The organism is Nocardioides sp. Root140, assembly GCF_001426745.1.
Taxonomy (GTDB): Bacteria; Actinomycetota; Actinomycetes; order Propionibacteriales; family Nocardioidaceae; genus Nocardioides.
This window is the reverse complement of the sequence record NZ_LMFI01000012.1, coordinates 64,485-81,862: the sequence shown is the minus strand read 5'-3', so window position 1 is coordinate 81,862 and position 17,378 is coordinate 64,485. Positions and strand designations below refer to the sequence as shown.

Sequence of the window (17,378 nt, the reverse complement as noted above, 5' to 3'; positions counted from 1 at the left end):
GATTCCCGGAGGGCCGGATCAGCGCCCGGTGACCTCCCGGACGATCCACTCCAGGGTGGCCTCCACGATCATCGCGGTGACGTCGTCACCGCTCAGGGGTGCGGCCTTGCCGACCCGCAACGAGTGGTCGGCGTAGGGCACCTCGAGCAGCTCGGTGCCCGCCGGGAACTCCTCGGGCCGGCCCATCGGGTCACGGGCGCCCTGTACGACCAGCAGCGGCACCTTCACGCCGAGCAGCTCGTCGACCCGGCTCTTCTCCGGCCGCCCCGGTGGGTGCAACGGGAACGACAGGGCCAGTACGCCGGACGCCCCCAGGGCGCGCGACGAACGGGCCGCCGAGCGTGCCCCGGCGGAGCGGCCGCCGAGGATCAACGGTGTTCGCGGCCGCAGGTGGTCCGCGGCGAGCTTCAGGGCCACGTCGAGGGTGGGCGGGGCGGTCGCGACCTTCTTTCCGGCCACCTTCCACGGCTGCTCGAGGCGGTGCACCGTGATGCCCTGGCCGGGCAGGGCCTTGGCCAGTGCCTCCAGGTCGGGAGTGTCGATCCCGGCACCGGCGCCGTGGCTGAGCAGCAGTGTGGCGACCGGGCGACGGGAGCGTGAGGACACCAGCCGTGCGTCGCCGTACGGCGTGGGCAGCATCTTCTCGACGTTGACCATCACTCCACCCCTTCGACGGGCAGCGGCTCGATGAGCTCAGGGCCGTTGTTGCGCACGTTGCTGACCAGGGTCGAGACCGGGAACGCCTCGAGTCGCCCGGGGGCTGCGGGTTCGAGCAACGACAGCAGGTCATCGGTCGACTTGCTGGTCGGGTCGAGCCAGTCGCTCCAGCGGTCGGCGGGCACCATCAACGGCATGCGGTCGTGGATCCGGCCGAGCGAGTCCTCCGCGTCGGTGGTGATCACCGTGCACGTCCAGCGGAACGGCGCCGGATCGTCGTCCGGCCGCGACGGGTCACGCCAGATCTCGTAGAGCCCCGCCATGGCCAGCACCCCGCCGTCCTGCGGGCGGATGAAGTAGGGCTGCTTCTTCGGCTTGCCGGACTTGGTCTGCTCCTCGGTCTTGTACCACTCGAAGTAGCCGTCGGCGGGCAGCAGGCAACGCCGCGAGGCGAAGGCACGGCGGTACGCCGGCTTCTCGGCGACGGTCTCCATGCGCGCGTTGATCATGCGGTTGCCGATCGAGGCCTCCTTGGCCCACGACGGGATCAGGCCCCAGGTCAGCACGCGCAACTGGCGCTGCTGCGGGCGCTCTTCCTTGGCGGGCCGTTCGAGCACGGCGTACACGTCCTTGGTCGGGGCCACGTTGTAGTCGGCCTCCAGCGGCTCAGGGACCAACGACTCCTGGACCTCGAACTCCTCGATGAGGTCCTCGGGCTGGCGCGACGAGGCATAGCGTCCACACATGCGCCGAGACTATCCGTGCACGACGAAGGAGTGCACGGATAGTAGCGAGGCGGGTCGAGCAAGCCCCGCGACCGAGCTTGCGAGGTCGCGACGGGCGGGTCGAGACACTCAGTGAGGTGCGCAGGGCAGCGAGCCAAGTCGAGACGCCCGAGGAGCCGACCACCCGCACACGGTGGTCGGCGCCTCCCCGAGCCGAGTTCCCCCGGCAGGTTCAGGTACGGCAGGTTCAGGTGCGGCAGAGCTCGTCGAGCAGTGCGGCTGCCGCGCGGTCGGTCGAGGGCAGTCCCTCGATCCAGATCCTGGTCGGGTGGTCGGCCATCCCCAGCAAAGTGCGCACGAGCGCCACACGGCGACCCAGTTGCGCGTCCCTATCCACGACCACCACGACCCGGTTCGTGCCGGAGCGACCGATGGTCTCGGTGCCGCTGAAGACAGTTCGCGCAGCGTCCCCGAGGCGGGAAAGCCTCATTGCTCGCGTGAACTGGTCGGCACCGTGACCCGGCCGCTCCTCCGGGATCTCCATCACCACGAGGGCGTGGGTCTCCTCGATTCCCGCAGCGTCCCGTCCGAGCTGTCCCCGGTACAGCTCCGACAGGCGGCTGCGGATGTGCGCCAGACTGGCCAGACCCGTGAGCGGGTCCTCGCAGGACAGCTGGTGCAGGTAGGCCAGTGTCGACTCGCTCCATGCCATGGACAGCGCACGGATGTCGTCAAAGGCCGGTTCCCCTCCCGTGACGGCACGACTGGTCTGGCCCAGTTGGTCGAGAGCCTCGTCGAGCGAGGCTCCGTCCCTGGCCAGAGCCCGTCCTGCCACTTCACAGGCTTCAGCGGAGCCTGATCCCGAGGCGAGAGCCTCTCCCACTGCTTCGAACGGCGCCGGCAACCCCAGCCGTACGCGTTCGTCCAGTGAGCCCATCGCCTCGGGACCATCCGTGTTGCTTCGTCGCACCAACGTGTCGAAGAAACCCACGGCCCTGCTCCCCTCGGTTCGTCATGCTCGACGTTCTCGTGACCTTGAAACGGGGCGGGGCGGGCTTCATGACGCGGTTTCGCAAAACTTTCTCCCGGGCACGTCTGCCCCGGCAGCTCCGGGGCCCGCGCGGCCGGGTCCGCAGAGGACTACGCTGAACAGCGTCATCAATTGCGAACTGGATCGTTGGACAACCGTGAGCACCACACTTCCCGAACTCGAGGAACTGGGCGATGCCGAGCTGATCTCGGCCGTCCGGGGTGGCGACACGTCCGCATACGGCCAGTTGTTCGAGCGCCACGTGGGCGCGGCCCGCCGCCTGGCCCGCCAGCTGATGAGCCCCTCCGACGCCGACGACCTCGTCTCCGACGCGTTCACCAAGGTGCTCAAGGTGCTCCAGGGCGGAGGCGGCCCCGACGTCGCGTTCCGCGCCTACCTGCTCACCGCCGTACGCCGACTCCACGTCGACCGGATCCGTGCCGGGTCGCGGCTGCACACCACCGACGACCTGGAGCCGTTCGACCCCGGGGTGCCGTTCCGCGACACCGCCGTCGAGGGGTTCGAGAACGCCGCGGCCGCCAAGGCGTTCGCCTCGTTGCCCGAGCGGTGGCAGCTGGTCCTGTGGCACACCGAGGTCGAGGGCCAGAAGCCCGCCGAGGTGGCCGCCCTGCTGGGCATGAGCCCCAACTCCGTGTCGGCACTTGCCTACCGGGCCCGCGAGGGCCTGCGGCAGGCCTTCCTCAACTCCCACGCCGAAGAGCTCGAGGCGCCCGAGTGCCGCTGGACCCACGACCACCTCGGCGCCTACGTGCGCCAGGGCGTGGCCAAGCGCGACGCCACCCGCATCGAGAAGCACCTCGACGAGTGTCGTGGCTGCATGGCGATCTACCTCGAGCTGACCGAGGTCAACTCGAACCTGGGCGCCCTGCTGGCGCCGCTCCTCCTGGGCAGCTCCGCCGGCATGGCCTACCTCGCCGGCGCCGGATCGCTGGCCACCAAGGGCTTCCTGCTTCTCTTCGTCGACCGGATCAAGGACTTCGTCGCCGCCAACACCCAGGTGGCGGCCGTCAGCGGGGTCGTCGCGGTGACCGCCGTCGCCGGGGTCTCGTTCGCGGTCATGTCCGGTGGCGACGACCCGGCCCCCGCCGCGCGGGACCGGGCCGAGGCACCAGCCACCACCGACAGTCCTTCACCGACGGCCACCCAGCCGGCGCCAGCACAGTCCAAGGCCCCGCCGAAGGCCAAGGTGCCAGTTCCTGCGCCCGTGACGTCGGCGCCACCGGTGACCTCAACGGCCCCGACGACCGAGCCGTCCGTCGTCCCACCGACCAATGCCGCGCCGCCCGTCGACTCCCCCGCCCCGCCGCCGAAGGACGAGCCGAAGCCAACGGACAAACCCACGGAGCAGCCCCCGCCACCGCCGCCACCGCCGCCACCACCACCACCGCCACCGGTGGCCGACCTGACGATCACCGCCTCCGCTGAGCGGCTCGCCGCCTCGACGATCTGGAAGGTCACCTCCACGGTCAGCCACGGTCCGGCCACCCTCCAGATCACCAGCGACAACCCGGTGCTGGTCCTCGACCTCCTCGACGGACGGTGCAGCCGCATCGGCGTGGGCAACTTCAGCTGCAGCGTCGGCGCGGACGGCCCGGAGACCTTCGACCTGACCGCGATGAAGGTGTTCACCACCAGCACCCTCACCTTCACGGTGACCCCCGACGACGGCACCGAGGACGCCGACCCCGGCAACAACACCCAGACCGTCCTGCTGGCTCCGTGACGCCAGCGCCGGGTCGATACCCTTCCCCCGTGACGACACCTGATCCCTGGCCCGCACCACGCGCCCTCGAACCTATCGAGGCCACCGTCTCCCTGCCCGGGTCCAAGTCGCTGACCAACCGCGCTCTGGTGCTGGCCGCCCTGGCCGACGGCCCGTCCGTCGTACGCCGGGCGCTGCGCTCGCGCGACACCGAGCTGATGGCGACCGCCCTCACCTCGCTCGGCGCCGACATCGACACCACCGGCGACGACTGGAGCGTCTCCCCCGGCGCGTTCGACCGTGACGCCGCCGTCGACTGCGGCCTGGCCGGCACCGTCATGCGCTTCGTGCCTCCGGTGGCCGGACTGTCCAGCGGCACGATCGCGTTCGACGGCGACGCCCACATGCGCAACCGCCCCATCGGCGAGGTCCTGACCGCCCTGCGTGGGCTCGGCGTCGACATCTCCGACGGAGACCGGCTCCCGTTCACCGTCTCCGGTCACGGCAGCGTCCGCGGCGGGACGGTCGTGGTCGATGCCTCAGCGTCCTCCCAGTTCATCTCCGCACTGCTGCTCGCGGGCGCCCGTTACGACGAGGGGCTCGACGTCCGCCACGACGGCAAGCCGGTCCCGTCCCTCCCCCACATCGACATGACGGTCGCCATGCTGCGCCAGCACGGTGTCGAGGTCGACGACTCCGACGCCAACCGCTGGGCCGTGGCACCCGGCCCGATCCGTGCGGTCGACCACGAGATCGAGCCCGACCTCTCCAACGCCGCACCGTTCCTCGCGCTCGCCGCGGTCTCCGGTGGCTCCGTGACGGTGCGCGACTGGCCGGAGAGCACGACACAGGCCGGAGACGCCCTGCGCGACATCCTGGAAGCCATGGGTTGCGAGGTCACCCGCTCCGAACACGGTCTGACCGTCACCGGAACCGGCACGCTGCACGGCGTCGACCTCGACCTGCACGACGTCGGCGAGCTGGCACCGGCGATCGCGGCCCTGTGCGCATTGGCCGACTCGCCCTCGCACCTGCGCGGCATAGCCCACATTCGCGGCCACGAGACCGACCGGCTGGCTGCCCTCGCCGCCGAGCTCGGCAACCTGGGCGCGGATGTCACCGAGCACCCCGACGGGTTGTCGCTGCGCCCCGCTGCCCTGCACGGCGGCGTGTTCCGCACGTACGCCGACCACCGCATGGCGCACGCCGGTGTCATCCTGGCCGCCGCCGTCGACGGCGTGCTCGTGGAGGACATCGCCACCACCTCGAAGACCTTCCCCGACTTCGCTGCGTTCTGGGCCGGCCTGCTGCCGGCAGGGGCTGGTCGCCCGTGAGTGGCCGCTACTCCGACCAGGACATCGAGCACTACGACCGACCGCGTCGCCGTACCCGGCCGCGGACCAAGGACCGCCCGTCGTACGACGACGCGGTCGAGGCCGTCGTGATCACGGTCGACCGGGGCCGCTTCACCCTCAACTACGAGGGCCGACGGGTGATGGCGATGAAGTCGCGCCCACTGGGTCGCAAGGGCGTGGTCGTCGGCGACCGGGTCCGGGTCGTGGGCGACATGTCGGGCAACGACGGCTCACTGGCCCGCATCGTCGAGGTCTGCGAACGCTCCACCACCCTGCGCCGCACCGCCGACGACGACGACCCCGTCGAGCGGGTCATCGTGGCCAATGCCGCGCAGCTCGTCGTGGTGGCCGCGCTGGCCGACCCGGAGCCGCGCCCGCGCCTGATCGACCGGGCCCTCGTGGCAGCGTACGTCTCGGGCATGCAGCCGATCCTGTGCCTGACCAAGTCCGACCTGGCCGACCCCGAGACGCTGCTGTCGACGTACCGCTCCCTCGGCGTCCCGTACGTCGTCACTCAGCGCGGCGGCGACGTCGGACCAGTGCGCGACGTGCTCAGCGGCACCACCAGCGTGCTCGTCGGACACAGCGGCGTCGGCAAGTCGACCCTGGTCAACGCCCTGGTGCCCGACGCGATGCGCGAGGTCGGCGTGGTCAACGCGGTCACCGGCCGGGGGCGGCACACGTCGACGTCGGCGTACATGCTGGCCCTGCCCGATGACGACGGGTGGATCATCGACACGCCCGGCATCCGCTCGTTCGGCCTGGCCCACGTGCAGCCCGAGGACCTGATCGGCGCCTTCCCGGACCTCGAGGAGATGATCGACGAGTGCCCGCGCGGCTGCACGCACGGCAGCGGTGAGCCGGAGTGCGGGCTCGACACCGCCATGGAAGCAGGCGACCTCGACCCCGAGCGGGTGGAGTCGTTCCGGCGGCTGCTGGCCTCGCGTGAGGGCAGCCCGGACCAGGAGCGCTAGCCGCCCCAGACCAGGCGGGCGCCCTGCTCACCGGTCTGGAAGGTCGTGGCGATCGCCGCGATCGCGAAGATGACCAGCATCGACACCATGGTCCACTCGATGATCGGGGCGTGCTTGCCGCGCGCCCCACGTCCGGAGACCAGGGCCGAGGGGCCACCCAGTGCCCACGCGCCCAGCAGGACCACGAAGAAGAACACGATGGTCACCCAGAACAGGATGTTGGCCTGCTCCTGGTGGAAGCGGAACCGGTCGGCGTTGGCACCGGCGTCGACCATGCTCGCCTTGAGGTTGCGGCCGGAGAACCAGGCGGCCAGGACCGCGATCAGTGCGGCGGTCTGCGCGCCGACCATCGGCCAGCGGGTCGACCAGCGCCAGCGGGGCACCACGGCGTAGGTCGCGGCCAGCACAGCGGCCACGGGAACGAGCACGACCGCCGCGTGAATGATCAGGGGGTGTGCAGGCAGGCCGTTGATCTCCATGCCCTGAACCCTAGGGCACGACCAAGCCAAACCTGCAGAGGAATAGCCTGTGTCCATGGCCACCGACTACACCGACGACCTTCGCCTGGCGCACGTCCTGGCCGATGACGCCGACTCCCTGACCCAGGCGCGATTCAAGGCGCTCGACCTGCACGTGATGAGCAAGCCCGACCTCACGCCGGTCACCGACGCCGACCAGGCTGTCGAGGAGGGCATTCGCCGTACGCTCTCTCGGGTGCGTTCCCGCGACGCGGTCGTCGGCGAGGAACAGGGCACCACCGGGCACAGCCAGCGTCGCTGGGTGATCGACCCGATCGACGGCACCAAGAACTTCGTCCGCGGCGTGCCGGTCTGGGCGACGTTGATCTCGCTGGTCGTCGACGACGAGGTCGTGCTGGGCGTGGTCTCCGCACCGCAGCTGCAGCGCCGGTGGTGGGCCTCCCGGGACAACGGCGCCTGGACCGGCCGCTCCCTGTTGAAGGCGACCCAGATCCACACCTCCGACGTACGCCGCCTCGAGGACGCCTCACTGGCCTACTCCTCGCTCTCCGGGTGGGAGGAGCGCGGCCGGCTCGAGGACTTCCTGTCGCTGACCCGTCGCTGCTGGCGCACCCGTGCGTACGGCGACTTCTGGTCCTACATGCTGGTGGCCGAGGGCGCCGTCGACATCGCCGCCGAGCCCGAGCTGGAGCTCTACGACATGGCCGCGCTCGACATCATCGTGCGCGAGGCCGGTGGCCAGTTCACCTCGCTGGCCGGCACTCCCGGTCCCTTCGGCGGCAACGCGGTGGCCAGCAACGGGCATCTCCACGAGGCCGCACTGGCGTTCCTGGGGTCGTCCGACACGACCGACGAGGGCCGGCCCCCGCAGGGCGGCTCGGTGCACGACCTCAGGTCACGCCGTCGGACACCCGCGGACCAGGACGTGCGTCCGGAGGACGAACCCCCGCTGGGCTGACGACCGTCCTCGCCCCGCGCCATCGTGTGAACCGTGCCAGCAGCCACGGCGCGACGAGCAGCGCGACCAGGTCGAACCAGCCGTAGCCGCCCGCGGCTCCCGAGGGCGGGTTGCCGATCCCGATCCCGAGGATCGGGTCGTGCGCCTGCCACGCCCAGTTGCCCAGCCCGGTGCCGAGCAGCTCGAGGTGGCTGACCACGACGAACGCACCGACGTACACCTCGCGCGAAGGCCCCCAGAGCAGGAACCCGGCCAGGCAGAGGAACCAGAAGAACCCGAGCGAGTCGCCCTCGGCCAGGCCCGCCCCGGCCCACACTCCGCCGACCAGCACCACGGCGTACGACGCATGCGTGAGGTGGCGACGCACGAACGGCGTGTGGCCCAGCGCCCAGGCCGAGAGATAGACGAGGCCGTGCCCCGGTGGCACGTAGGCCGGCACGTTCTCGAACCGGTAGAGGTAGACCTCCAGCGTCGGCGAGAAGACGAACTCGATCACCGTCGCGAACGCGACCACCACCAGTGCCTGCGTGCGGACCAACGGCGTGAACCAGCGCAGTGCCAGCACGAGCACCAGCCAGGTGCCGAGGCCCAGTCCGCGTTGCAGCCACAGGCCTCCCCCACCGTCGGCCCGGTCGAGCAGGAGCACGACGGAGAGCCACCCCATCAGGAGCACCGGCGTCCGCACTGTGTTCACGGGCCTACCCAACCACCTCGTCGGACCACTAGCGTGACTGGTGTCACACCAAGAGACCGGGAGGTCCCATGCGCATCAATGACGTGCTCCACGGCAAGTCACGACAAGACGTCGTCACCATTCGCCCCGACGCCACCGTGCGGGAGCTGGTCGGTCTGCTGGCCAAGCACAACGTAGGGGCCCTGATCGTCAGCAACGACGGCACCTCGGTCGACGGGATCGTCTCGGAGCGCGACGTCGTACGACGCCTGCACAGCGACCCCGCCGTGCTGGAGGCCACCGTCGACACGATCATGAGCACCCAGGTGCAGACCTGTGAGGGCACCACGCCCGTCGACCACCTCATGCAGGTGATGACCGAACACCGGATCCGCCACGTGCCCGTGCTCACCGACGGAGCCCTGACTGGCATCATCTCCATCGGCGATGTGGTGAAGAGCCGCATCGGCGAGCTCGAGTTCGAGCGCGACCAGCTCGACAACTACCTGCACCAGACCTGAGAGGCAACACGCTGTGAGCACTGAGAAGCCCGAGATCGATTTCGTCGACCCCGAGCCGCCGACCGACCTGGTCATCACCGACCTGACGGAGGGCGACGGCGACGAGGCGACCGCCGGCTCGACCGTGTCGGTGCACTACGTGGGTGTGGCCCACTCCACCGGCGAGGAGTTCGACGCGTCCTACAACCGCGGCGCGCCGCTGCAGTTCCGCCTCGGCGTCGGCCAGGTCATCTCCGGCTGGGACACCGGCGTTCAGGGCATGAAGGTCGGCGGCCGCCGCCAGCTCGTCATCCCGCCGCACCTGGGGTACGGCGACCGCGGTGCCGGCGGCGTGATCAAGCCCGGCGAGACGCTGGTCTTCGTCGTCGACCTGATCGGCGTCTCCTGAACTGACAGCTCAACGACGGCTCGCTCCCCACCAGGGGGCGGGCCGTCGTCGCTTGTCCGAGCACGACGTCCTGCGAACCGGTCGCTACCAGGGCAGGCCGTCGTCGGCGTCCGGGTCGTGCACGGCCACGCGCGCACCGAGGGTGCCGAGGGTGACCACGTCGCCCACCACCAGCTGGCGGCCGCGGCGCAGGTCGACCTCGCCGTTGACGGTGACCAGCCCGTCGGCGATCACGGTCTTGGCCTCGGCGCCGTTCTCGACGAGGTTGGCCAGCTTGAGGAACTGCCCGAGCCGGATCGAGTCGTCGCGGATGCCTACGTCGGTCGTCATGCGCCCATTCTCCCCTCGCCCACCCGGTAGTCCCTAAAGAGGGCTCACCGCCCGGTCGTGAGGGCCGGTCCGAATGCCGGGACCGGTCAGGGGATCAGGATCGTGGCGGCGTGGATGATCACGCCGACCAGGCCACCGACGATCGTGCCGTTGATGCGGATGAACTGGAGGTCGCGGCCGACGTGCAGCTCGATGCGGTCGGCGGCCTCCTTGCCGTCCCACTGCTCGATCGTGTGGGTGATCACCGTGGTCAGCTCGGCGCCGTAGCGAGAGATCCCGAACACCACGGCGTCTGCCAGCAGGTCGTCGAGTCGGCGCTGGAGGCCCTCGTCGGTCTCGAAGCGCTGGGCGACGCGCACCAGCTCGCCCTCGAGCCGCGCCTTCAGTGGCCCGGTGGGGTCACGCAGCGCGGCCAGCAACGCATTGCGCAGGGCCTTCCACAGCGAGATGCCGGTGGCGGAGAACTGCGGGTGCTCGAGCAGTCGCAGCTTGAGGTTCTCCGCGCGCTTCTGCGTGTCCTCGTTGAAGAGCAGGTCCTGGCCGAGCTGGGCGAGCATCGAGTCGAGGGCCGCCCGGGCACGGTGCTGCGGGTCGTCACGGATGTCGGAGAGCCAGCGCACCGCCTCGGTGTGGATGCGCGTGGTGACCGCGTCGTTCAGCTTCGGTGGCGCCCACCAAGGGGCACGCTCACCGAGCACCTCGACGAAGGTGTCGTGGTTGTGCACCAGCCAGGCGTGCAGCTCCTCGAGGGCCAGGTCGACCACACCGTGGTGCAGGTCGTCGCGGACCGCCTCGACGAGGAACGTCCCGAGGATCGGCGCGATCGGTTCCTCGCGGAACCGGGGCACCAGCACGGCGTCGACCAGCTCGACGATGTGCTGGTCCTTGACCCGACCGAGGCCGATGACGGAGATGTCGGTGACCTCGGAGACCACCCGGGAGGCGTTGACCGGGTTCGCCGCCCAGTGGCCGATGCGCCGTGTCACCTGGGCGGAGTTGACCCGCTCGCGGACGATGCCCTCCTGCAGGAAGTTCTCCCCCACGAACTCCTCGAGGCCCCTGCCCAGGTCGTCCTTGCGCTTCGGGATCAGCGCGGTGTGCGGGATGGGGAGGCCCAGCGGGTGGCGGAACAGCGCGGTCACGGCGAACCAGTCCGCCATCGCACCGACCATGCTGGCCTCCGCCCCGGCGTTGACGAAGCCGAGCCATCCGTCCTGGCCACGCGTGGCGACGTACACGACGGCGGCGAAGACGAGCAGGCCGAGAGCCACGGCGCGCATGCGGCGCAGGCCCCTTCGTCGTTGCTCGTCCGCCTCGGGCGCGGGGGTGATCAGTGGAATGCTCATCGCGGGTCGATTGTGTCAGGTGGGGCCCCGGTAGCATTCCCGCCATGCCTCGCACCGTCATCACCTTCGGCACCTTCGACGTGTTCCACGTCGGCCACCTCCGCGTCATCGAACGCGCCGCCGAGTTGGGTGACCGCCTCGTCGTCGGGGTTTCTGCCGATGCGCTGAACGAGCGCAAGAAGGGCCGCTCCCCCGTGTTCAGCCAGGGCGAGCGCCTGGCCATCGTCGCCGCACTCAAGCCGGTCGACGAGGTGTTCGTCGAGGAGAGCCTCGAGCTCAAGCGCGACTACATCCAGCGGTTCGGTGCCGACGTACTCGTCATGGGCGACGACTGGAAGGGCCGCTTCGACGAGTTCTCCGACATCTGCGAGGTGGTCTACCTGCCCCGCACGCCCGCCATCTCCACGACCGCCCTGATCGAGAAGATCTCAGGGACCGCCTGAGCCTGCGGCCTCCCCACCGGCTGGGATACCTTCGCTCCATGCCTTCTCCGCGCATGACGCCCCGTGCTGCCCTGGCGGTGACCCTTGCGGTCGTCGTCGCAGCCCTCAGCGCCCCGGCGTACGCCGACAGCGACCACGCCTCGCGCGTGACGCAGAGCCACGCCAAGGACGACCACGGATCCAAGGAGGAGAAGGCCCTCCAGGCCCTCGCGTCCGCCACGGACGCGCTCAGCGGAGAAGGATCCCAGGACGCCAGCATGGCGTTGCTCGAGGTGCAGCAGACCAAGGCCGACCTGCCCGCGGCCGAGCAGGACCGGGCCGAGCAGCTGATGCTGCGGCCCAGCGACTCCGGCACGGCACCCGCGCCGGAGATCAGCTACGGAACCCAGACCGACGAGATCGACTGCACGGCACACTTCTGCGTCCACTGGGTCAGGACCGGCAAGCACATGCCCGACCTGACCGACTCCGACAACGACGAGGTCCCTGACTACGTCGAGCTCGTCGAGTCGGTGATGGAGAACGTGTGGGCCCGCGAGGTGGGCGACCTGCGCTACCGCCGACCGCTCAGCGACGGGGCGAAGGACAACCCCGTGGGCGAGGGCCGCACCGGGCTCCTCGACGTCTACCTCGGCGACACCGGCGCCAGCCAGGTCTACGGCTACGCCAACATCGACGAGTTCACCACGCGTGCCGCCGGATTCCTGGTGCTCGACAACGACTTCGCCGACTTCTCCGGTGATCCGACCGAGTCCTTGAAGGTGACCGCGGCCCACGAGTTCTTCCACACCGTGCAGTTCGCCTACGCCACGAACGAGGACCCGTGGTTCATGGAGTCCACGGCCACGTTCATGGAGGAGCGCGTCTACGACGAGATCAACGACAACCGCCAGTACCTCCGCTACAGCTCCCTGGCCAGGCCTGCCCAGTCCCTCGACGCCGACGGCGGCGCCTGGTACGGCAACTGGATCTTCTTCGAGCACCTCGGCAACAGGTTCGGCACCGACGTGGTCCGGCAGGTCTGGTACCGCGCCCGTACGGCGTCCGTCACGTCCACCGGCGCCCTCGACGCGGAGCTGCGCGCGCGCAGCACCAGCCTCGCCGCCGCGTTCGTCCGGTTCTCCGCCGACAACACCATGCCCGACAAGGCGTACGAGGAGGGCGCGGCGTACCCGAACACAGCGATCGCCGGAACCTGGCACCTCGACACGGCCACCCGTACCACCAGGTGGCGGACCTTCTGGCTCAAGCACCTAGCGTCGCGCAGCTACAACATCACGCCCGGCACGGGAATGGGCGCCAACTGGCAGGTGCGCATCGAGATCACCGCGCCGTCGTACGCCGCCCGCGCCCACGTGGTGCTGCACCTCACCAACGGTTCTGTCGTCCAGCGGCCGGTGGCGCTCAACTCAGAGGGACAGGCGACCCGCCGCTTCGTCTTCGACAAGAACATCGTGTCGAGGGTGACCCTGACCCTGGCCAACGGATCCGCACGCTACCGCTGCTGGTCCGGCACCCAGTTCAGCTGCGAGGGCACCCCGCTCGACGAGGGGCGCGGCTTCAAGTACCGCGCCACCTCTCAGCGGGGCTGAGGCGGTCAGGTGGTCGTCACGATCGTCGTCATCGCCCTGGTCGTGGCGCTGATCGTCTCCTCGGTCGCGCTCGGCCGGGTCCTGTCGCACAACAGGCAGTTGCGCGAGGAGCGCGACGAGCTGCTGCGTCGACTCGAGAGGCCCGCGCCGAGCCTGCCGCGACAGGCCGCCACGTTCGCGTTCCGCACGGCGGTCGGCACGGCTGTGCGCGTCCGCGAACAAGGTGTCGGCGGCTTCCTGACCTCCTCGATCGAGGAATGGACCGGCATCGCGCTGGCCGACCGCACCGAGATCGAGAAGGTCGCCGCACCCGACGGCACGGTGACGATCTTCTTCTCCGACATCGTCGACTCAACCGCACTCAACGAGCAGCTCGGCGACCAGCGCTGGATGGCGCTGCTCGAGGCCCACGACAAGGTCATCCGCAAGCGGGTCACCGCGCACGGCGGCCACGTCGTGAAGTCCCAGGGCGACGGTTTCATGGTGGCCTTCGGCGACCCGGGCGAGGCGTTGCGTGCCGCGATCTCCATGCAGACCGGGCTGGCCGAGGCCCGCGGACGCGTGCTGCGGCGTACGCCGGTGGAGGTGCGCATGGGACTGCACACGGGCCGCGCGATCGAGAAGGACGGCGACTACTTCGGCCGCAACGTCGCCATGGCCGCCCGCGTGGCCTCGCACGCCGTCGGCGGCGAGATCCTGGTCAGCGACGCCGTGCACGAGGGCCTGGTCGCGGACTTCGACTTCGGTGAGCCGCGGCGGGTCGAGCTGAAGGGGTTCCCCGGCGAGCACGACCTGTGGCCGGTGGGCCTGCTGGACTAGACCGGGGGCCGGACCAACCAGAACCACACGGTCGGTGCGATCGCCGTACGCGCCAGGGGTCGGGCCGTCCAACATGCAGTTCGCGGTACGGCGGACGTCGCTGAGCGTGCGACGTACGTCGGCAGGGCCGAAGTGCATGTCGCACGGTCCGCTCGACGGAAGGGCGGGTCCACGGCCGGAGGCGCCTGACCCGTCAGACGGTCGAGGCCTGGTTCCGGAAGCGGAGCTCGAGCTGCGGCGCCGCGTCACCGAGGCGTCCGCGCTTCCACATCGCGTGGATGACGAGCGCTGCGCCGACCGCACCCAGCATGCCCAGGGACAGGTCGCCGAGGGTGTCGGTGTAGGCGCCGTGGCGTTCCCAGGACTTGCTGAGGAACGCGGCGTACTCGGCCAGCTCCCACACGACCGACCCCGTGACCCCGATCGCGAGTGCGCGTTCGATGGTCGCGAGCAGCGTGGAGCTGCGATGCATGGTGAGCAGGATGACGGCTCCGGTGATCACGCCGGTGTTGAAGAAGTGCATGAAGTCGTCGAACCACACGACCTGGTCGTAGAGGTCCATCCGGTTGCCGAAGATGTCGGAGAAGCAGGACAGCGTGATCATCAGGTCGGCCAGCCAGGGGAACGACGCGCGCTCCTTCCAGAAGACCGACCAGATCACCGGAACGGTGAAGGCCAGCATCGGGTAGGCGACGGCCCGGGCACCGGCCCCCTTGTCGCGCATGTTGCCGAGGTTGGGGTCGACGAACGCGATCACCAGGAGCAGCAGCAGTGCGCCCTTGGCCGCCACGTCGAGTCCGCGGACCAGCGCCGGTGTGGCGTGCCGGGTTTGCAGGTGCGTGTCAGTCATCAGAGGACGAGCCTATGTGGAGCCTCCACCTCCCGCGGCATCACCGGAGATTCCACCGGGCACGGTGTCTCGCCGGTCACATCGGCCGCCACACGCAGGCCCGTCAGCGGGCAGCGGTCCAGCTGGCCTCGATGAGGTCCTCGAGAGGCAGGTGCGGGTCGAGAGTGACACCGCGGGCGCGGGTGTGGCCGTCGATCGCATACCAGATCGTGTCGGTGAGCAGCCGCGACAACACCTCGGCCGTGGGCTGTCGCTCGGGCCTGGCCAACCAGAGCTGGACGGCGCTGATGGCCAGGCTGACCAGACCGAGCGCCAGCGGGTCGAGGGCGGCGCGGTCGTCGTCGTCCAGCTCGACCACGAGCACGTCCGCGGCCAGCGAGATCAGCCCCGACAGCTCGGCGGCGATCTGTTGTACGGCGGTCTGCAGCGGGCTCGTCGTCGCCACACCGGCGAAGTCCTGGGCAGCGACCCGGTGCAGGTTCGGGTGCTCGGCCGCCCAGTCGACGTACGTCGAGACGATCCGCAGGATGATCTCGTCGACGCTCCCGCTCAGCACCACCTGCGGAGTCAGTCGGCCCCGCAGCGAGTCGAGGATGTGTGTCTGGACAGCTTGGTCGAGGTCGGCCCGGTCGGCGAAGTGGCGGTAGATCACCGGGCGGCTCAGGCCCGCGCGCGCCGCGATCTGGGAGACGTGTATCTCGGCGCCGTGCGGAGAGTCCTCGATGACGGCCAGCGCAGCGTCGAGGATCTGGCCGCGTCGCTCGAGCTTGTGCTCGAGCCAGCGCGACTGGCGACCGTCGGTGGACCCTGCGTCACTCACGTGGGTGTTCGACTCCTGGAGGTCTGGCGGATCATGGACTGGCGGATCGGGAGACGTCGATGCTCCCGACCGGTCTGCGTCATCGGCGGCCGAGCGACCGCCACGAGGTCGGGAAGGTCCACGATCTTAACGCGTGGGCGCGCTCGCTCCTCGCCGCGACCGCGCTCCGTGTCGTCGATGCGACGCCATCCGGACCGGTCGACGACCTTGCCCTCCAGGGACATCAGGAGTCGTTCGACGGGCACAGTCGGTTCGGTCAGGTGCCCGTGCTCGAGATCGTCCAGCAACCCGGTGACGGTCTCCTCCGCGCAGGCCTTGTTGGTGCCGATGTAGCCGGTGGGACCACGCTTGATCCAGCCGGCGACGTACACCCCGGGGCGCACCCTGCCACCGTCGTTGGGGACGGTTCCGGTCGCCTCGTCGAAGGGCAGTCCGTCCACCGGTCGCCCCCGGTAGCCGACGGAGCGGAGCACCATGGCGCACGGGATCACCTCGGTCTCCCCCGTCGGCACGGCACGCGGAACCCCGTCGGCGTCCGGGCGAAGCTCGGTGCGCACCACCTCGATCGCCTGGACGCTGCCGTCGCCGACGACGGCGACCGGTGCGGTCCGGAAGCGGAGCACGATGCGCCGACGCCCCGGGGTGGGCCGACGCCGTGAGAGCTCCGCGATCAGGGCGGTCTTGGGCGAGTCCACGACGATCTCCTCGCCGCCGTTGTCGACCAGCACGTCGACGTCGTCGCGTGCGGCCAGGCCGATCAGCTCGGGCATCGTGAACGCAGCCTCGGCGGGGCCTCGACGTCCGAGCACCAGCACCTCCTGGACGGCACTGCCGCGCAGGGTCGCCAGGGGCAGGTCGGCGATGTCGGTGCCCGACAGGGTCTCGGGATCAGCGGTGAGGATGCGGGCGACGTCGAGCGCCACGTTGCCGTTGCCCACCACCACGATGCGCCGTTCGCCGAGATCGACGTACGTGTCGCCATGGTCGGGATGCCCGTTGTACCAACCGACCACGTCCGTCGCGGAGACGCTGCCGGCCAGGTCCTCGCCGGGGACGCCGAGTGCGCGGTCGGCGGAGGCGCCCACGGCGTACACGACACCGTGGTAGCTCCGGGCCAGGTCGTCATGGCTGAGGTCGCGACCGATCTCGACGTTGAGGACGTAGCGGAACCCGGGCTGCTCCTCGATCGCCCGGAACAGCTTCGTCACGAGCTTGGTGTCCTGGTGGTCGGGTGCGACCCCCGCGCGCACCAGGCCGTACGGCGTGGGCAGCCGGTCGAACACGTCGACCTTCACCCCCGGGTTCTTCAGCAGCTCGTCCGCGGCGTACATCGCTGCCGGGCCGGCCCCGACCACCGCGATGCGCACGTCATCGGCCTGCACGACCCGGCGGGTGGGCACCAGCGCCAATGGCGTGCGGTCCGCGTGCGGTTCGTCCATGAAGTACGACGAGTTCAGTGCGATGAACGGCAGCTGGCGCTCGGTCAGCTTCGTGTGCGGAACGATCGCGCCGACCGGGCACGCCGTCACACAGGCGCCGCAGTCCACGCACGACTCCGGGTCGACGTACACCATCTCGGCCTCGGCGAAGCCGGGCTCACCGGGGGCCGGGTGGATGCAGTTGACCGGGCAGGCCACGACGCACGAGGCGTCGCTGCAGCAGGACTGGGTGACGACGTGGGGCATGGCGGAACTC

At 70.1% G+C, this 17,378-nt stretch carries 19 protein-coding genes; 9 read left to right on the top strand and 10 right to left on the bottom strand.

Features of this window, described 5'->3' with window-relative positions; genetic code table 11:
* Positions 1–18: 18 nt before the first annotated feature.
* From ASD30_RS20460 to ASD30_RS20450, 3 genes are all read right to left on the bottom strand, one after another.
* Positions 19–657, bottom strand: coding sequence for an alpha/beta hydrolase family protein (locus ASD30_RS20460; RefSeq protein ID WP_056686320.1), 639 nt, complete (start codon positions 655–657; stop codon positions 19–21).
* Entirely contained in the window at positions 657–1,403 is a 747-nt protein-coding gene (locus ASD30_RS20455; protein ID WP_056686317.1) for an SOS response-associated peptidase, read from the bottom strand. The genes ASD30_RS20460 and ASD30_RS20455 overlap by 1 nt, the downstream gene beginning before the upstream one ends.
* A 226-nt stretch (positions 1,404–1,629) precedes the next feature.
* Complete coding sequence (locus ASD30_RS20450; RefSeq protein ID WP_056686314.1) at positions 1,630–2,217, bottom strand: hypothetical protein; 588 nt, start codon at positions 2,215–2,217, stop codon at positions 1,630–1,632.
* Positions 2,218–2,569: 352 nt separating this feature from the next.
* Here ASD30_RS20450 and ASD30_RS20445 point away from each other — a divergent pair, with 352 nt between their 5' ends.
* From ASD30_RS20445 to rsgA, 3 genes are read left to right on the top strand one after another with little or no spacing between them, the layout of a single operon-like run.
* Entirely contained in the window at positions 2,570–4,156 is a 1,587-nt protein-coding gene (locus ASD30_RS20445) for a sigma-70 family RNA polymerase sigma factor (protein ID WP_056686310.1), read from the top strand.
* 29 nt (positions 4,157–4,185) lie between these two features.
* Entirely contained in the window at positions 4,186–5,469 is a 1,284-nt protein-coding gene (gene aroA / locus ASD30_RS20440) for a 3-phosphoshikimate 1-carboxyvinyltransferase (protein ID WP_056686307.1), read from the top strand.
* Positions 5,466–6,464 (top strand): ribosome small subunit-dependent GTPase A, encoded by a 999-nt coding sequence (rsgA, locus tag ASD30_RS20435; protein WP_056686304.1) that lies wholly within the window; start codon positions 5,466–5,468, stop codon positions 6,462–6,464. The genes aroA and rsgA overlap by 4 nt, the downstream gene beginning before the upstream one ends.
* On the opposite strand, the gene ASD30_RS20430 is transcribed toward rsgA, so the two are convergent.
* The gene (locus tag ASD30_RS20430) at positions 6,461–6,943 is read right to left on the bottom strand and encodes a hypothetical protein (RefSeq protein ID WP_056686301.1); all 483 of its coding nucleotides are present in this window, start codon (positions 6,941–6,943) and stop codon (positions 6,461–6,463) included. The genes rsgA and ASD30_RS20430 overlap by 4 nt on opposite strands.
* A 55-nt stretch (positions 6,944–6,998) precedes the next feature.
* On the opposite strand from ASD30_RS20430, the gene hisN reads away from it, so the two are divergent.
* Positions 6,999–7,901, top strand: a complete 903-nt coding sequence (gene hisN / locus ASD30_RS20425; protein WP_082564041.1) for a histidinol-phosphatase — start codon at positions 6,999–7,001, stop codon at positions 7,899–7,901.
* Here hisN and ASD30_RS20420 read toward each other — a convergent pair.
* Positions 7,834–8,595: a hypothetical protein gene (locus ASD30_RS20420; RefSeq protein ID WP_056686298.1), complete on the bottom strand. Its 762-nt coding sequence runs from the start codon at positions 8,593–8,595 to the stop codon at positions 7,834–7,836. The two genes, hisN and ASD30_RS20420, sit on opposite strands and share 68 nt — an antisense overlap.
* A gap of 68 nt (positions 8,596–8,663) precedes the next feature.
* Between ASD30_RS20420 and ASD30_RS20415 the strand changes: the two genes are divergently transcribed.
* Both ASD30_RS20415 and ASD30_RS20410 read left to right on the top strand, forming a co-directional pair.
* Positions 8,664–9,095: a CBS domain-containing protein gene (locus ASD30_RS20415; RefSeq protein ID WP_056686296.1), complete on the top strand. Its 432-nt coding sequence runs from the start codon at positions 8,664–8,666 to the stop codon at positions 9,093–9,095.
* 13 nt (positions 9,096–9,108) lie between these two features.
* Positions 9,109–9,483 (top strand): FKBP-type peptidyl-prolyl cis-trans isomerase, encoded by a 375-nt coding sequence (locus tag ASD30_RS20410; RefSeq protein ID WP_056686294.1) that lies wholly within the window; start codon positions 9,109–9,111, stop codon positions 9,481–9,483.
* An 84-nt stretch (positions 9,484–9,567) separates the two neighbouring features.
* Here the strand turns inward: ASD30_RS20410 and ASD30_RS20405 are convergent, their stop codons facing one another.
* The gene (locus ASD30_RS20405; RefSeq protein WP_056686291.1) at positions 9,568–9,813 is read right to left on the bottom strand and encodes an RNA-binding S4 domain-containing protein; all 246 of its coding nucleotides are present in this window, start codon (positions 9,811–9,813) and stop codon (positions 9,568–9,570) included.
* 86 nt (positions 9,814–9,899) lie between these two features.
* Positions 9,900–11,159 carry a DUF445 domain-containing protein gene (locus ASD30_RS20400; RefSeq protein ID WP_056686286.1) on the bottom strand — a complete coding sequence of 420 codons (1,260 nt, stop codon included), beginning with the start codon at positions 11,157–11,159 and terminating at the stop codon, positions 9,900–9,902.
* Between the two features lie 44 nt (positions 11,160–11,203).
* Here ASD30_RS20400 and ASD30_RS20395 point away from each other — a divergent pair, with 44 nt between their 5' ends.
* The 3 genes from ASD30_RS20395 to ASD30_RS20385 are packed head-to-tail and all read left to right on the top strand — an operon-like array spanning position 11,204 to position 14,013.
* Positions 11,204–11,602: an adenylyltransferase/cytidyltransferase family protein gene (locus ASD30_RS20395; protein ID WP_056686284.1), complete on the top strand. Its 399-nt coding sequence runs from the start codon at positions 11,204–11,206 to the stop codon at positions 11,600–11,602.
* A gap of 38 nt (positions 11,603–11,640) precedes the next feature.
* A complete protein-coding gene (locus ASD30_RS20390; protein WP_156393734.1) occupies positions 11,641–13,194 on the top strand; it encodes an MXAN_6640 family putative metalloprotease in 1,554 nt (517 codons plus the stop codon).
* 9 nt (positions 13,195–13,203) lie between these two features.
* Positions 13,204–14,013 carry an adenylate/guanylate cyclase domain-containing protein gene (locus tag ASD30_RS20385; RefSeq protein ID WP_056686276.1) on the top strand — a complete coding sequence of 270 codons (810 nt, stop codon included), beginning with the start codon at positions 13,204–13,206 and terminating at the stop codon, positions 14,011–14,013.
* Between the two features lie 193 nt (positions 14,014–14,206).
* On the opposite strand, the gene ASD30_RS20380 is transcribed toward ASD30_RS20385, so the two are convergent.
* The 3 genes from ASD30_RS20380 to ASD30_RS20370 all read right to left on the bottom strand — a co-directional run bounded on the left by ASD30_RS20380 (position 14,207) and on the right by ASD30_RS20370 (position 17,368).
* Positions 14,207–14,863 carry a hypothetical protein gene (locus ASD30_RS20380; protein ID WP_056686274.1) on the bottom strand — a complete coding sequence of 219 codons (657 nt, stop codon included), beginning with the start codon at positions 14,861–14,863 and terminating at the stop codon, positions 14,207–14,209.
* A gap of 103 nt (positions 14,864–14,966) precedes the next feature.
* Complete coding sequence (locus ASD30_RS20375; RefSeq protein WP_056686271.1) at positions 14,967–15,683, bottom strand: TetR/AcrR family transcriptional regulator; 717 nt, start codon at positions 15,681–15,683, stop codon at positions 14,967–14,969.
* Positions 15,680–17,368: an FAD-dependent oxidoreductase gene (locus ASD30_RS20370; RefSeq protein ID WP_056686269.1), complete on the bottom strand. Its 1,689-nt coding sequence runs from the start codon at positions 17,366–17,368 to the stop codon at positions 15,680–15,682. The genes ASD30_RS20375 and ASD30_RS20370 overlap by 4 nt, the downstream gene beginning before the upstream one ends.
* Between the last annotated feature and the right edge of the window lie 10 nt (positions 17,369–17,378).

Excerpts from the sequence above, each read along its gene's own strand:
- ASD30_RS20460 (WP_056686320.1), bottom strand. The coding sequence starts at position 657 with ATGGTCAACGTCGAGAAGATGCTGCCCACGCCGTACGGCGACGCACGG.
- ASD30_RS20455 (WP_056686317.1), bottom strand. The coding sequence starts at position 1,403 with ATGTGTGGACGCTATGCCTCGTCGCGCCAGCCCGAGGACCTCATCGAG.
- ASD30_RS20430 (WP_056686301.1), bottom strand. The coding sequence starts at position 6,943 with ATGGAGATCAACGGCCTGCCTGCACACCCCCTGATCATTCACGCGGCG.
- hisN (WP_082564041.1), top strand. The coding sequence starts at position 6,999 with ATGGCCACCGACTACACCGACGACCTTCGCCTGGCGCACGTCCTGGCC.
- ASD30_RS20415 (WP_056686296.1), top strand. The coding sequence starts at position 8,664 with ATGCGCATCAATGACGTGCTCCACGGCAAGTCACGACAAGACGTCGTC.
- ASD30_RS20405 (WP_056686291.1), bottom strand. The coding sequence starts at position 9,813 with ATGACGACCGACGTAGGCATCCGCGACGACTCGATCCGGCTCGGGCAG.
- ASD30_RS20400 (WP_056686286.1), bottom strand. The coding sequence starts at position 11,159 with ATGAGCATTCCACTGATCACCCCCGCGCCCGAGGCGGACGAGCAACGA.
- ASD30_RS20395 (WP_056686284.1), top strand. The coding sequence starts at position 11,204 with ATGCCTCGCACCGTCATCACCTTCGGCACCTTCGACGTGTTCCACGTC.
- ASD30_RS20390 (WP_156393734.1), top strand. The coding sequence starts at position 11,641 with ATGCCTTCTCCGCGCATGACGCCCCGTGCTGCCCTGGCGGTGACCCTT.
- ASD30_RS20380 (WP_056686274.1), bottom strand. The coding sequence starts at position 14,863 with ATGACTGACACGCACCTGCAAACCCGGCACGCCACACCGGCGCTGGTC.
- ASD30_RS20370 (WP_056686269.1), bottom strand. The coding sequence starts at position 17,368 with ATGCCCCACGTCGTCACCCAGTCCTGCTGCAGCGACGCCTCGTGCGTC.